The organism is Coprococcus sp. AF16-5, assembly GCF_003479365.1.
Lineage (GTDB): Bacteria > Bacillota > Clostridia > Lachnospirales > Lachnospiraceae > Coprococcus > Coprococcus aceti.
Genome location: NZ_QUGZ01000001.1, coordinates 288,447 through 301,889, shown reverse-complemented (window position 1 = coordinate 301,889; position 13,443 = coordinate 288,447). Strand labels below are relative to the sequence as shown.

Genomic DNA, 13,443 nt, shown 5'->3' with positions numbered 1-13,443 from the left:
CTATATATGTTACTTGTTCTCTTCCTTTATAAGTCTGTTGAGATCTTCCAACAGCTTGTGTATCCTCTCATTCTCCATCTTGAGACTTACCTGGTTCACAACCATGCGGGCTGAGAGTGGACAAACTTCCTCAAGCACCTCAAGTCCATTCTCCCTGAGTGTGCTTCCTGTCTCAACTATATCTACGATCACCTCTGAAAGTCCAACTATAGGAGCGAGCTCCACTGAACCATTGAGCTTGATTATCTCAACTGTCTGGTGCTTACGGTTGTTGAAGTAATCCTTTGCGATCACCGGATACTTACTTGCAACTCTTATGATCTCATTCTTCTTGAGAAGCTCTCTGGCAGATGCCGGTCCGCATACACACATGCGGCACTTTCCGAAACCGAGATCCATGACCTCATACAGGTTTCTTCCCTCCTCAAGTATTGTGTCCTTACCTACAACGCCTATATCGGCCGCACCATATTCTACATAAGTAGGAACATCTGTGGCCTTTGACAGGAAGAACTTCATCTTAAGCTCCTCGTTCACAAATATAAGCTTTCTTGTGTCGGGATCCTTCATCTCCTCACATGTTATACCTATCTGTTCAAGCAGCGCAAGTGTCTTTTTTGCAAGTCGCCCCTTAGCAAGGGCAAATGTTAAATATCTCATCTCTCCATAACCTTTCATCTAATTCAATCTATTCTCAATCAAGCCGTAAAAGTTTCTTCTATAAATTGCCATCCCACTTGGAGTGTGATCGGCTTATCAGATCGTATGCCACCGCATCGCCTGACTGTTCAAAATATATAAGGCCTGAGAAATGTTCTCTTCCCGCATACTCAATATAGTCGTCAACAGATTTCTTCTGTGACTTTCTTATGAGTTCTATCTTCCGTCCCTCACTTCTGAGCTTCATGCCGGCCTTGATCGCCTTGCCCTGATTCTCTATATCATAGAGGATGATCGTATTGGAATAATCCACATCTATGTCTATATTCTGTCTGTTCATGGCCATTATGAGCTCCTCAACAGTGAAGGCAAAACCGATAGACGGTGCATCCTTTCCAAACTGTTTAAGGAGGTTATTGTAACGGCCGCCCTTGACAACAGCGTCACCGGTTCCGTAAGTATATCCGCGGAATATGATTCCTGTATAGTAGTTGTATCCGTCAAGCATACCGAGATCAAAGCTTATGTGATCCTGATATCCATAGCACTCAAGAGCTGCATATACTCTTCTGAGTCTCTTCACAGCTTCAAGTGATGTCTCATTTGACACATATCCCTCTGCCTTGTCAAGCATGGATATTCCGCCGAACAGAGAGTCAAATGCAACAAATGCTTTCTTAAGAGATTCACTTATATCAAGCGCATCCACATATTCCTCAAGTCCGAAGAAGTTCTTGATGTGGATATACTCCTTTATCTGATTCTCCTCGTCCTCACTGATTCCCGACTCAGCCACAAGCCCCTTGAAGTAGTCGATCTGGCCTATCTCGATCTGGAAATCACTGATCCCGATCTCGTTGAAGCAGTCTATCACAGTTGCGATTATCTCAGCGTCAGCAGCGGATGAATCATCATTTACAAGCTCGGCACCGATCTGTGTAACTTCCTTAAGCTTACCCTGAAGCTTAAGTGTATTGGTATATGTGTTACCCGTATAGCAGAGTCTGACCGGAAGCTCCTCATCTGCATAATACTTTGCAACACATCTTGCTATCGAAGGTGTTATATCAGGTCTGAGCACCAGAGTATTGTTGTCCCTGTCAAAGAACTTGTACATCTCATTGGAAGGTGCTGAGCCCTTGTCTCTGTTAAATATATCAAAAAACTCGAATGTAGGTGTCTCTATATCATGATAGCTGTATAACTCCAGAATATGGTGGAGTTCATGCATAACCTTTCTCTTCTTCTTACATTCTACATCGTAGGTGTCCCTCACTCCATCCGGGGTCTGTAACAGTTTGTCCTGCATAATCATATCTCCTTGTCAATTAAACTTTGCCATGCTTCACGTTCTTTATTATACTTCATCACATTAAAGCGATAATTTGCTACTTTGGTAGCATATCAACGTGCACATTATATTAAAGCGCATTGTATTTGTCAACCTCTATCATCAAGATCCCTGCTTAGAGGTTCAAGATAATGTACCAATGCACCACCCTTGGCTCTTATAAAGAAATTGGGATCAAGTTCATTGTACTTGAAGTTGTTGGCATGCCCATTCTGGACTCTCTCAAGATATCCCTTAAGCTCCTCGAATCTCATATAATACAGTTCATTTCGTCCCGAGAACATTACGATAAGGAAGCTTACACCGTTCTGTCTCTCGAAATCCTCCATGAACCTTATCTGATGCTCATGAATGTTGCGCATTGTAAATGTGTCAGTGGCACATTCCTTCGCATCGAAACATACCGGAACTCCCTGGACAACACCTATATAGTCGACGGTTGAATCCTTCTCGAAATACGCCAGAGTGATCTGGCTGCTGTCCTTGTCAATCTTTATCGGCGTGATAGGTGTCGGGATCTTCTGGACCAGCGCAAGGTTCTTCTGTCTGTAATATTCATTTGTGTGGTTTATCATATCCTCCAGTGTGGAGCCACGAAGTCCTCGCGAATTCCATGTAGCCATCTATTCAAACAAATCCTTTTCTATTCTTTTATACATATCAGGCTTGAATGCTGAGAAGCTCTTGCCCGTCAGATAGTCCAGTCCACCGACAACATCGGTAAACTCCACCTCGCCGCAGTGCAGAATCTGGTTTCTAAGCTTGTATGTCTGTCTAAAATATATGTTTGTCTCCCTGTCACCATACTTCTGGTCACCGATCACCGGATACCCCATGTGCTGGAGCTGTGCCCTTATCTGGTGGGTCTTACCCGTTATGAGCTTTACCTTAAGCTCTGTATATTTTCCATTTGTTCTGACCGGCTGGAATATGGTATGGATCTTATCATAGCCCAAGTCCCCGGCAGCCCTGCGTATCTCCTCCACGCTGTCACGTATTGTCACAGTGTTCTTCTTATCATTCTTCACGAGATATGCCGTAATATCCTGCGTCTCCGTCATATTACCCTTGACTATGGTGTAGTAATATTTGTCTATGCGTCTCTCCCTTATGATCCTCGACAGCTCCTGGCTTCCCATAAGTGACACACCACACAGAACAAGGCCGGAGGTATTCCTGTCCAGCCTGTTGCATATAGATGGCTTGAAGGTTCTGAGCTGAGTCTCAGTTATATACTCATTGTCAAGCAGATAATCGATGACACTCTCATTGATCGAGTAATCGTCCTTCGATGCCTTCTGTGACAATACACCCGCCGGTTTATTGACTATAAGTATGTTGTGGTCGTGATATATGATCTCCGGTTTAAACCTGTTTCCACCTGTGGAAGCACCGGCTCTCACGCTGTCATCCCTGAATGATTCTATGGTCTCATCCGACAGATAGAGCTGTATCACATCCCCAACATACACGATCTCATTTCCAACCGCCTTGCCATTATTAAGTTTTATGTTTTTCTTTCTTATCATCCTGTAGACGAAGCTTGAAGGAGCCTTGTTAAGGTACTTCATGACCAGCTTGTTAAGCCTCTGGCCGGCTTCGTTCTTTGAAATAACTATCTCTCTCATTTTTTTCTATATTCCCAGCTCATATAATCTGTTTCTGATCTTCTCATCGGCACCGACAAATTCATCTGAAGGTGCTTTGATCTTCTCGGCCTTTGCCACAAAACCATCAATGTCTGTGGCTATGATCACAACATATTTTTTCTGGTCTGCCAGAGCCTCTGTAATGATCTTCTTGAGCGCTGCCTCATCAGGTATCTTTTTGCCATATCCACCATTGTAGTAAAACAACATTCTGCCATCTCTTATGACCGCAGCAGGGAAATACAATATTCCCTCGTACCTGCTTATCGACACATCATATACAAGTGACGGATCCCCAAAGTATGATAACTTCTCAATTTTAGCGTACTCATTCTTCGTGAGTTCCTTGAACCCCGCACACATTATGTATGCCACAAGCTGTTTTGCGAGCGGCAGGGCGACGAGTATCGGTATGACTATAAATACAGTCTTTCTTGTGTCAAACATAGCCACAGTAAAGAATACTCCGGCTATAACAAACAATCCAAGTACAATGATACTTATAAGAACATTTCTCTTATGCCTGTTCATGTATCCGTGTTGTCCTTTTTCCATATCATCCTCCATTTATCTCTGGTCTGGCTGTAGAGCTATGTCCGCCTGCAGCCCATATATCTACTTCATAAATCTGATCAGCAAATTGTGAGGCAGGTATTTGCTCACAAGTCTGAACGCCTTCATGAGCGGTGAATAAACTGATATATCACTCATGTAATATGCGTCAAATAATGCTCTTTTTACGACCTTGACAGGATTTGCTCTGAGCACCATCTTGTAAGGCTTTGACTTGGTATACTTCTGGGCAACGTCAAAGAACTCTGTCTTGACAGGTCCCGGACATACAGCCGTAACTGTGATTCCCCTGCCTGCAAGCTCTCTGTTAAGTGCCCTTGAAAAGCTTAAAACCATCGACTTTGATGCCGCATATATTGCAAATGATGGCTGAGGCAGGAACGCCGCTGACGAAGCAAGATTGATTATATTTGATGGGCCTGCCATATATGGCAATGAAATATGAGTTATGGCTGCCAGCGCCTTGCAGTTGAGGTCGAGCATTCCCGTGACATCGTCCACTGTCATATTCTCAAAATGTCCCGCTATTCCATATCCGGCCGCATTGACCAGGACTCTTATTGACGGATCCTGTCTCTCGAGAAGATTTCTGTAGAATTTGATATCTGCTTCCTTTGTGAGGTCAAGCGCAAGTATCCTGACAAGCTTTCCGCTGACCGCATTTATCTCAGCCTTTACCTCTGCAAGCCTGTCCTTTCTTCTGGCGATAAGCCATATCTCGTCGACAGTTCTGTATTTCTGTGCTATCTGAATTGCAAATTCTCTTCCAATCCCTGAAGATGCTCCTGTGATTATAGCTACCTTTCTCATGACATCATCCTCCATCCCGATAAATATTTGTTTTTTAATACTCCTCTGTTGTTCTTGGCCCACCCGAGCGGATATCCATCCACGCAGACAAGCACATACCCATTCTCTATATCCTGATCATCTTCCAGCTCGACGGTCTCTCCCTTTAAATACTTTATGACCCTTATGTCATCCGCCGAAAAACTCACAACATTGTCAAACTGATCTGACTTGAGATACATCGCAAGTGACTGACTCGGTTCAAATCTGTTCTTCTTGACCTCACCGAGGAACAGTCCATGCCTCAAAAGCCTGAGTCCCTTAACATCAGGCATTCCCTCTGATATATAATAAAGTCTTCCCTTATTTTCCTCTATCCTGTCTGTCTTTATACCCGCAGACTCAGATACATGCTTTATAAATGCGATGAAATCCTCATCCGGCCTGTACGACTTGAACGAGTATGTTAAGTTTCCTCTATATGAGTCATCCTGATCCTTTTCAAACAGAGCTATGAAATGACCTTCGCCCTTCACGTGATGAGGCCACAGTCTTGAACATTTCACAAGCTCAGGATTGCCGGTCTCTCCCCAGGCCGGATTGCCGTCATCAAATTTCTCATATTTAGGAAAATCCACAAGATGCATACTGTCATCTATCGACAGCAGATACTCCACCGACCTCTCATCCTCCTCGGGGGAAAATGTACATGTGGAATAAAGCAGCTTTCCGCCCGGTTTCAGCATCTTGCACGCTTCATTTAATATTCCTCTCTGCAGTCCGGCAAAAAGTTCAGTTCCGTTGTTCTCCCATGCAGTCATCATCGATGAGGATTTTCTGAACATGCCCTCTCCGGAACACGGTGCATCTATAAGTATCTTATCGAATGTACCCTCAAATGCCTTTGACAGATTATTTGGAGGTTCACTTACCACACACATGTTTCCTATTCCGAAAAGTTCCAGGTTCTTCAGAAGCGCCTTGGCTCTTGAATTGCTTATATCATTGGATATAAGTATTCCTGTGCCATTAAGCTTCGCCGCAAGCTCGGTGGATTTGCCTCCCGGTGCCGCGCATATATCTAGTACCACATCTCCATCCTCTATATCCAGAACGCTGGCAGGTGTCATGGCACTTGGCTCCTGTATATAATAGAGCCCCGCATAATAGTATGGATGCTTGGACGGCGTATACTTCCTGTGATCATAGTAAAAACCATTCTTAGTCCATGGCACAGGCTCCAGCTCGAAAGGACTTATCTTCAGAAAGTCCTCCACGGATATCTTGGATGTATTCACCCTGATTCCATGATACATATCACTGTCAAAACACTTTATATAATCCTCGTATTCATCGCCAAGCTGTATTCTGATCCTCTCGTCAAACGCCTTTGGTAAAGCCATAACAAACTCCTTTATCTTACGCTCTGGGCCTTGTAACCCTCAGCTATTATGTCAAGCTGCTTTGCAAAATTCTCAAGCAGCTCCATATCATCCTTCTTATATATAGAATAAAACTCATCCTGAATCTTCTGGATCTCTCTTGGATTTCCCACCTTGTACAGATTCTGGATATTCACAATGATCTCCGAAACTATATTCGCCTTGATATTGAACGAATTCTGTGCATCCATGATCTCTCCGCGGACATAAGACATCTCCCTGTCAAGTGCAACGGTGGCATCCGCAGCGTTCTTGAGCTTCGCCCTTATATCCTCTGGAATTCCCTTCCTGTACTTGTACTGCAATGAATGTTCTATGGTTGCCCAAAAGTTCATCGCCATTGTCCTTATCTGGATCTCCGCCTGTATGGTGGTGCATCCATTTACCGTATATACATCGTAATCAAGTATGATGTGATAGCTCTGATAGCCGCTGGCCTTGGCATTTGCTATATAATCCTTCTCCTCGCGTATCCTCATGTCCTGTCTGCCACGTATGATCTCAACCACCTTGCTGATATCCTCGGTGAACTGGCACATGATCCTGATTCCGGCTATGTCATCCATCTCCTCAACGATCCGGTCCATAGGAATATTCTTCTTCTGAAGCTTATCGATAATACTGGAGACCGTTTTCACCCTTCCGGTCACACTCTCTATAGGTGAGTATTTTCCCATACTCTTGTACTGCATTATTATGTGGTTGAACTTCACGAGAAGCTCATCAACCGCCTGCTCGTAAGGAGACAGTATCTCCTTCCAAAGCTGAATCTCCATATAAAATAACTCCTCCCAATACAAATACTACTGTGACACTCTTGTGCTCAGGAATGTAAACTCCTTCTGTCCTTTCTCATAATCCGGATACTCAGACACAAGCTGTCCCGCTATCTCATAAGCCTTATCGTAATCCTCGTTCTTCTCATAATATGTTATCTCAAGCATCAGGAGCTCTTTTCTGTATATCTTGTCTCCACTGTCAAGTCCATTTGTAATATATGCGATCGCAGACTCCATATCACCGTTATTCAGATAATATGAACCGTACATGGCATATACATACGAGTTGAATCCAAATGTCTGGACATATTTTTCATAGCTCTCAAACATCTTATCGGATTCATCAGTAACTGCGTAGCATGTTCCTATGTACATATAAAGCTCCGGATATGTCTCCGCCTGCTTCAGAAGCACATCGAGAGCCCCGCCATAATTTCCCTGTGAGAAATCACTGAGTGCAGTTGCCAGCTCCTTCAAATCTTTTACATTAGAACCGGTAAATGAATCCTGTATCAATTCGTTGTATGTATTTGCAGCCTCTGTGTACTGCGCGCTCTTGAGATACGCATCAGCCAGATACAGCTTTATATTCTGATCCTTTTTCTTTGAGAACAATTGATTCTCTGTCAGGGCATTGTCAAATGAATCTATTGCCTCCTGATACGAACCTGACTTGTAATATTTTACGCCCTGATCGTAAAGTTCATCCTTCTGTGACACTATTGCCGATATGGCGTAAGAGATCAGCAATACAGCCACACATGCAAGTATCACCAATGTAAAAATAAGTTTATAGTTGATCTTTCTTCTCTCTTTAAATATGCTGCGTTTACGTCTAGACATATGTTATCTCCTTTGAATCACAGTATTTTTATTACACGGCATAGCTACCGCAGTTTATACATCATTTTATATTAGCACAATCCAACAATAATATAAAGTAAAAAAGCGGCTTTGCTGATTTTCATCAGCAAAACCGCCCTCAATTCTTCTATAAATACAATATCTGACGCCGACAGGCCTGGCAGATTAGTGATGGAATAATCTGATTCCTGTAAATACCATGACCATATCGTACTTGTCAGCACACTCGATAACAAGATCGTCACGAACTGATCCGCCAGGCTGTGCAATGTACTTGACACCGCTCTTGTGAGCTCTCTCTATATTGTCTGAGAATGGGAAGAATGCATCTGATCCAAGGACAACATCTGTGTTCTGCGCAAGCCATGCCTTCTTCTGCTCTGCTGTGAACACCTCAGGCTTAACCTTGAATCTCTTCTGCCACTCGCCTTCCTTAAGAACGTCCTCATACTCATCACCCATGTATACGTCGATGGCATTGTCTCTGTCGGCTCTTCCAAGTCCGTCAACAAACTGAAGTTCCATAACCTGTGGTGACTGACGAAGGAACCAGTTGTCTGCCTTCTGTCCTGCAAGTCTTGTACAGTGGATTCTTGACTGCTGTCCGGCTCCGATACCTATAGCCTGTCCACCCTTTACATAACATACAGAGTTAGACTGTGTATACTTGAGTGTTATGAGCGCGATCTTCATATCGATCTCAGCCTGCTCTGGAAGATCCTTGTTCTTTGTAACAAAGTTTGACAGAAGATCCTTGTCGATCTTGAGCTCATTTCTTCCCTGCTCAAATGTAACACCGTATACCTGCTTTCTCTCGATCTCAGCAGGAACATAGTTCTCATCTATCTGGATGATGTTGTAATTTCCCTTCTTCTTTGCAAGGAGAAGTTCCATAGCCTCATCTGTGTATCCAGGAGCGATAACACCATCTGATACCTCTCTCTTGATAAGGCGTGCTGTGTCTGCGTCACATACATCTGAAAGTGCGATGAAATCACCAAATGATGACATTCTGTCAGCACCTCTTGCTCTTGCATATGCGCATGCAAGTGGTGAGAGCTCTCCGAGATCATCTACCCAGTAGATCTTTGCAAGTGTATCGTTAAGTGGAAGTCCAACTGCAGCGCCTGCTGGTGAAACATGCTTGAATGATGTTGCTGCTGGAAGTCCTGTTGCCGCCTTGAGTTCCTTTACGAGCTGCCATCCGTTAAATGCATCAAGGAAGTTGATGTATCCAGGCTTGCCGTTTAAAACCTTGACAGGAAGATCACTGCCATCCTCCATATATATTCTTGATGGCTTCTGATTTGGGTTACAACCATACTTTAACTGAATCTCGTTCATGATCAAATATCTCCTTTATTTTTTCTTGTTATTACCTACTTGTTCTTGTTCACAATCTTTGTCTCGTACTCGCCTGTTGCGATGTCGATATATCTGACAAACAGTGACACCTTGTTGTCCTCGTTGAGGCTGTTCCATACCTTATCTGTGAACTCGTCGATATCTCCGGATATCTTAACCCACTTTGGCTCACCCTCAAAGCTTGGGAGTGGATTGCCGTCGTGCATATATGTGTGAATGAAATGTCCCTCACCGGCTACAGGGTTCTCGTATGAGAATGTGTATCTGTTATTTGCAGCAGGGTTGCCGTTGTTGCTCTTAAGTATGGACATTGAATAGTCGAACACACCATTCTTTATGTGCATGACACCTGAGATTCTAGGTGTGTAGTTAGGGCCGTCAGGCTCAAACTGTCTGCTTCTGAGTGACTGCTCAAATGTGAGCTCATCGTCAAGTCCGTCATATATAGTGTCTGTCTGATCGCCATTTGTAACTATAGTCTTGTTGCCAAGAACTCTTACAGGTGCATAGATGATAAGGCTTGGATCCTCAAGCTTTGATGGATCAAACGCCTCTGTTCTGATTCCTTCGCCCTCTGTCACAAATACTCTGTTACGGCTGTTTGAGCTTCTTCCCATGATGAAATAAGCTGTCACTGCCTTCTTACCATCCTCGGACACACCGATAACGATTCCGCGTCCTGGATATGCATTTTCGCTAAGTTCCTTCTCAAGTGATAACATTTCCATTTTCTGTTGTACCTCCATGTGTTTTCTCGTACCTGTGAGCTGATGTTATGCTGCAAAGCATCCTAAAAAAGAAAGCCGGCCACCTGCGCACACAAATACATGTCCTGATATATTTGCTTGCCCAGGCGGTCGGCTTGTCTTAACAGTACACTCCCTGTAGGTAATTCCTACCAGCCCATCGGCTGTCTCCGCCAGTCGTGTACCAACATGTTTTTATAATATAGTAAATCTTTTGTTATTTCAAGTGTTATCTCACATAAAAAGGTGCGTTGTCATAACTTACAGCGCACCCCATATATATTACTACAACTATTATTTTATTTAGAGCTTGTGACTGCATCCGCCATGGCAGCTCGAACAGTCGCCACCACATATGTGTTTGCCCTTTTTTCTATCCTTCACCATACCTCTGACAATGAAGAACACCATCAGAACGATTATGGCTGCCACAATGATTGTACCAAGATACTCTGACATAAGTCACCACTCCTTTTATATTATATGGAGCAGACGCATTTAAATGCGCTTACGCGCGGCGTCTGCGTGCTTCATAATATGTCGTCAAGCGAAGCTTGATGACCTACGCGCACATCAGCGCGCTTCCTCTGAAGGATTTCTCCCACTTACGTGGGTCCCTCCTTATGAAAAGTTAAGCGTTGAGGAACTCCTTGCTTGTCTTTACCTTCTTGTTTGGATCCGGACGGAACAGCATGAAGAAGAACAGAACAACAAGTGCAATTGCTACTACTGACCATACACCGAATGTACAAGCTCCTGTGAAGAGACCTGCGATTCTGTATACAACAAGTGCTACAAGGTAAGCAAATCCACACTGATATCCGATTGCGAACCAAAACCACTTAGCACTGTTCATCTCTCTCTTGATAGCACCCATAGCTGCGAAACATGGTGCGCAGAGAAGGTTGAATACAAGGAATGAGAATCCGCTTGCTGTTGTGAATGCGCCTGCAAGTGCCTGGTAAACTGTACCGTCTCCACCACCGTAGAGGATACCCATTGTACCAACGATGTTCTCCTTGGCAACAAGACCTGTGATAGATGCTACAGTTGCCTGCCAGTTGCCCCAGCCCTGTGGAACGAAGATCCATGCTATCGCATTACCGATCTTTGCAAGGATACTGTAATCGATCTGGCTCTCATCAAGCATCTGGAATGAACCATCAACAAATCCAAAGTATGTTGTGAACCATACAGCGATTGTTGAAAGTGTGATTATTGTACCAGCCTTCTTGATGAATGACCAACCACGCTCCCACATGCTTCTGAGTACAGAACCTACTGTTGGGATATGATAAGGTGGAAGCTCCATAACGAATGGTGATGGATCTCCGGCGAACATCTTTGTCTTTTTAAGTATTATACCAGAACATATAATTGCTGCAATACCGATGAAGTAAGCACTTGTTGCAACTATTGATGAACCACCGAATATAGCACCGGCGATCATGGCGATAAATGGAACCTTAGCACCACATGGTATAAATGTTGTTGTCATGACTGTCATACGACGGTCTTTCTCATTCTCAATTGTACGTGAAGCCATGATACCTGGCACACCACAACCTGTACCTACAAGGATAGGTATGAATGACTTTCCTGAGAGACCGAACTTTCTGAAGATACGATCCATGATGAAGGCGATACGTGCCATATATCCACAGTACTCAAGGATTGCAAGTAAGATGAACAGTACGAGCATCTGAGGTACGAAACCAAGTACAGCACCAACACCGGCTACAATACCATCGATGATAAGTCCATGTAACCAGTCTGCACATCCAATCTTGTCAAGTCCTGCAGAGATGAGATCTGGGATTGAAGGAACAAATACGCCATAATCAGCAGGATCAATCTCTGCCATCTGTGTCTCGTTGAAGTAATCAACTGCATCAAGATATGACATTGCGTTTGTTGTCTTTTTATTAGCATTTGCAGGAACCTCTGAGTAGTAAACATCGATATCGTATGTATCGAGTGTCTCCTCATCTTCCATCTCATACTTAACGCTTGCCTCTGTGTTTGTATTTGCCTCGATGGCTGCCTTTGTGGCATCTACATCAACTGCATCCTCGTCATCTGTTACGAGTACGCCATATGCATCGAGTGCTGTTGTTGCTGCATCATAGTCACCTGATGCATCTTCATAAGCTGAGCTTCCAATTCCGAAGAGATGGAAACCATCGCCGAACAGGTTATCATTTGTCCAGTCTGTGCACCATGCACCTACTGTTGACATTGCTATATAATATACGAGCCACATGATGAGCACGAATATAGGAAGTGCAAGGATACGGTTTGTTACAACACGGTCGATCTTATCTGATACTGTAAGCTTCTGCCCCTTAGCAGCCTTCTTTACACACTTGTCAATGATCGATGAAATATATGAATATCTCTCACTTGTGATGATACTCTCTGTGTCATCATCGAAGTCATCCTCAAGCTTCTTGATCTCTGCTGAGCAGTCTGGAGCATTCTTCATCTGCTCTATGATCTTGCTATCCTTCTCGATGAGCTTGATCGCGAAGAATCTCTTTCTGTTCTCCTCCATGTCAAGCTTAGTGCTTACGCTCTCGATTGCAGTCTCAACAGCCTCATCAAAGCTGTGGACTCTTGCATTTGCTGACTTTGACTTTGCTGCAGCGATAGCTTTCTCTTTAACCTCATCGATACCTGTACCCTTGAGAGCTGAGATCTCAACGACCTCACATCCAAGAGCTTCCTTCAGGTTCTTGATGTTGATGGAATCACCGTTCTTCTTTACAAGATCCATCATGTTGACAGCCATGACAACAGGGATTCCGAGCTCAATAAGCTGTGTTGAGAGATAAAGGTTTCTCTCTATGTTAGTACCATCGATAATGTTGATGATGGCATCAGGATATTCCTGAATAAGATAATTTCTGGCAACAACTTCCTCAAGAGTGTATGGAGAAAGTGAATAGATACCAGGAAGGTCAGTTATGATAACATCCTTGTTACCCTTAAGCTTACCCTCTTTCTTCTCAACTGTAACACCTGGCCAGTTACCTACGTACTGGTTAGCGCCAGTTAAAGCATTGAATAATGTTGTTTTACCGCAGTTAGGATTTCCTGCAAGTGCAATCTTTACTGACATTGTTTACCCTCTTTCCTATTGTATTGTGCAGACGCATTTAAAGGTGCTTACGCACGGCGTCTGCGTACTTCATATTAGCCTTTTCTATCATATGTTAGCATATA

13 protein-coding genes and 1 riboswitch are annotated in these 13,443 nt (G+C 43.7%); all 13 genes read right to left on the bottom strand.

Translation table 11 applies throughout. The annotated features are described in order from the left end of the window. Positions 1-9 precede the first annotated feature (9 nt). Positions 10-660 carry an ATP phosphoribosyltransferase gene (gene hisG, locus DWW70_RS01325; protein ID WP_055144488.1) on the bottom strand — a complete coding sequence of 217 codons (651 nt, stop codon included), beginning with the start codon at positions 658-660 and terminating at the stop codon, positions 10-12. A 58-nt stretch (positions 661-718) separates the two neighbouring features. Then, a complete protein-coding gene (hisZ, locus tag DWW70_RS01320) occupies positions 719-1,969 on the bottom strand; it encodes an ATP phosphoribosyltransferase regulatory subunit (RefSeq protein ID WP_117548981.1) in 1,251 nt (416 codons plus the stop codon). A 131-nt stretch (positions 1,970-2,100) separates the two neighbouring features. After that, on the bottom strand, positions 2,101-2,634 hold the full coding sequence (locus DWW70_RS01315; protein WP_118649133.1) for a Holliday junction resolvase RecU: 534 nt from the start codon (positions 2,632-2,634) through the stop codon (positions 2,101-2,103). Further along, complete coding sequence (locus DWW70_RS01310; RefSeq protein ID WP_118649132.1) at positions 2,635-3,639, bottom strand: RluA family pseudouridine synthase; 1,005 nt, start codon at positions 3,637-3,639, stop codon at positions 2,635-2,637. Between the two features lie 6 nt (positions 3,640-3,645). Beyond that, entirely contained in the window at positions 3,646-4,215 is a 570-nt protein-coding gene (locus tag DWW70_RS01305; RefSeq protein ID WP_117548984.1) for a hypothetical protein, read from the bottom strand. A gap of 60 nt (positions 4,216-4,275) precedes the next feature. Then, complete coding sequence (locus tag DWW70_RS01300; RefSeq protein ID WP_243003551.1) at positions 4,276-5,043, bottom strand: SDR family NAD(P)-dependent oxidoreductase; 768 nt, start codon at positions 5,041-5,043, stop codon at positions 4,276-4,278. After that, on the bottom strand, positions 5,040-6,425 hold the full coding sequence (locus tag DWW70_RS01295; protein WP_117548986.1) for an RsmF rRNA methyltransferase first C-terminal domain-containing protein: 1,386 nt from the start codon (positions 6,423-6,425) through the stop codon (positions 5,040-5,042). The genes DWW70_RS01300 and DWW70_RS01295 overlap by 4 nt, the downstream gene beginning before the upstream one ends. 11 nt (positions 6,426-6,436) lie before the next feature. Beyond that, a complete protein-coding gene (locus DWW70_RS01290; RefSeq protein WP_022216499.1) occupies positions 6,437-7,240 on the bottom strand; it encodes a GTP pyrophosphokinase in 804 nt (267 codons plus the stop codon). A 27-nt stretch (positions 7,241-7,267) separates the two neighbouring features. Next, positions 7,268-8,086 carry a tetratricopeptide repeat protein gene (locus DWW70_RS01285; protein ID WP_118017583.1) on the bottom strand — a complete coding sequence of 273 codons (819 nt, stop codon included), beginning with the start codon at positions 8,084-8,086 and terminating at the stop codon, positions 7,268-7,270. Positions 8,087-8,272: 186 nt separating this feature from the next. Continuing rightward, positions 8,273-9,451, bottom strand: coding sequence for a phosphoribosylaminoimidazolecarboxamide formyltransferase (locus tag DWW70_RS01280; protein WP_118649131.1), 1,179 nt, complete (start codon positions 9,449-9,451; stop codon positions 8,273-8,275). 35 nt (positions 9,452-9,486) lie between these two features. Continuing rightward, positions 9,487-10,200 (bottom strand): IMP cyclohydrolase, encoded by a 714-nt coding sequence (locus tag DWW70_RS01275; protein ID WP_022216500.1) that lies wholly within the window; start codon positions 10,198-10,200, stop codon positions 9,487-9,489. 112 nt (positions 10,201-10,312) lie between these two features. Further along, positions 10,313-10,409, bottom strand: a riboswitch (ZMP/ZTP riboswitch). A 112-nt stretch (positions 10,410-10,521) separates the two neighbouring features. Next, the gene (locus tag DWW70_RS01270; RefSeq protein WP_004851061.1) at positions 10,522-10,677 is read right to left on the bottom strand and encodes a FeoB-associated Cys-rich membrane protein; all 156 of its coding nucleotides are present in this window, start codon (positions 10,675-10,677) and stop codon (positions 10,522-10,524) included. 172 nt (positions 10,678-10,849) lie between these two features. Beyond that, positions 10,850-13,339 carry a ferrous iron transporter B gene (feoB, locus tag DWW70_RS01265; protein ID WP_117548987.1) on the bottom strand — a complete coding sequence of 830 codons (2,490 nt, stop codon included), beginning with the start codon at positions 13,337-13,339 and terminating at the stop codon, positions 10,850-10,852. Between the last annotated feature and the right edge of the window lie 104 nt (positions 13,340-13,443).

Excerpts from the sequence above, each read along its gene's own strand:
- DWW70_RS01275 (WP_022216500.1), bottom strand. The coding sequence starts at position 10,200 with ATGGAAATGTTATCACTTGAGAAGGAACTTAGCGAAAATGCATATCCA.
- DWW70_RS01285 (WP_118017583.1), bottom strand. The coding sequence starts at position 8,086 with ATGTCTAGACGTAAACGCAGCATATTTAAAGAGAGAAGAAAGATCAAC.
- hisG (WP_055144488.1), bottom strand. The coding sequence starts at position 660 with ATGAGATATTTAACATTTGCCCTTGCTAAGGGGCGACTTGCAAAAAAG.
- DWW70_RS01315 (WP_118649133.1), bottom strand. The coding sequence starts at position 2,634 with ATGGCTACATGGAATTCGCGAGGACTTCGTGGCTCCACACTGGAGGAT.
- hisZ (WP_117548981.1), bottom strand. The coding sequence starts at position 1,969 with ATGCAGGACAAACTGTTACAGACCCCGGATGGAGTGAGGGACACCTAC.
- DWW70_RS01280 (WP_118649131.1), bottom strand. The coding sequence starts at position 9,451 with ATGAACGAGATTCAGTTAAAGTATGGTTGTAACCCAAATCAGAAGCCA.
- feoB (WP_117548987.1), bottom strand. The coding sequence starts at position 13,339 with ATGTCAGTAAAGATTGCACTTGCAGGAAATCCTAACTGCGGTAAAACA.
- DWW70_RS01300 (WP_243003551.1), bottom strand. The coding sequence starts at position 5,043 with ATGAGAAAGGTAGCTATAATCACAGGAGCATCTTCAGGGATTGGAAGA.
- DWW70_RS01310 (WP_118649132.1), bottom strand. The coding sequence starts at position 3,639 with ATGAGAGAGATAGTTATTTCAAAGAACGAAGCCGGCCAGAGGCTTAAC.
- DWW70_RS01290 (WP_022216499.1), bottom strand. The coding sequence starts at position 7,240 with ATGGAGATTCAGCTTTGGAAGGAGATACTGTCTCCTTACGAGCAGGCG.
- DWW70_RS01305 (WP_117548984.1), bottom strand. The coding sequence starts at position 4,215 with ATGGAAAAAGGACAACACGGATACATGAACAGGCATAAGAGAAATGTT.
- DWW70_RS01270 (WP_004851061.1), bottom strand. The coding sequence starts at position 10,677 with ATGTCAGAGTATCTTGGTACAATCATTGTGGCAGCCATAATCGTTCTG.
- DWW70_RS01295 (WP_117548986.1), bottom strand. The coding sequence starts at position 6,425 with ATGGCTTTACCAAAGGCGTTTGACGAGAGGATCAGAATACAGCTTGGC.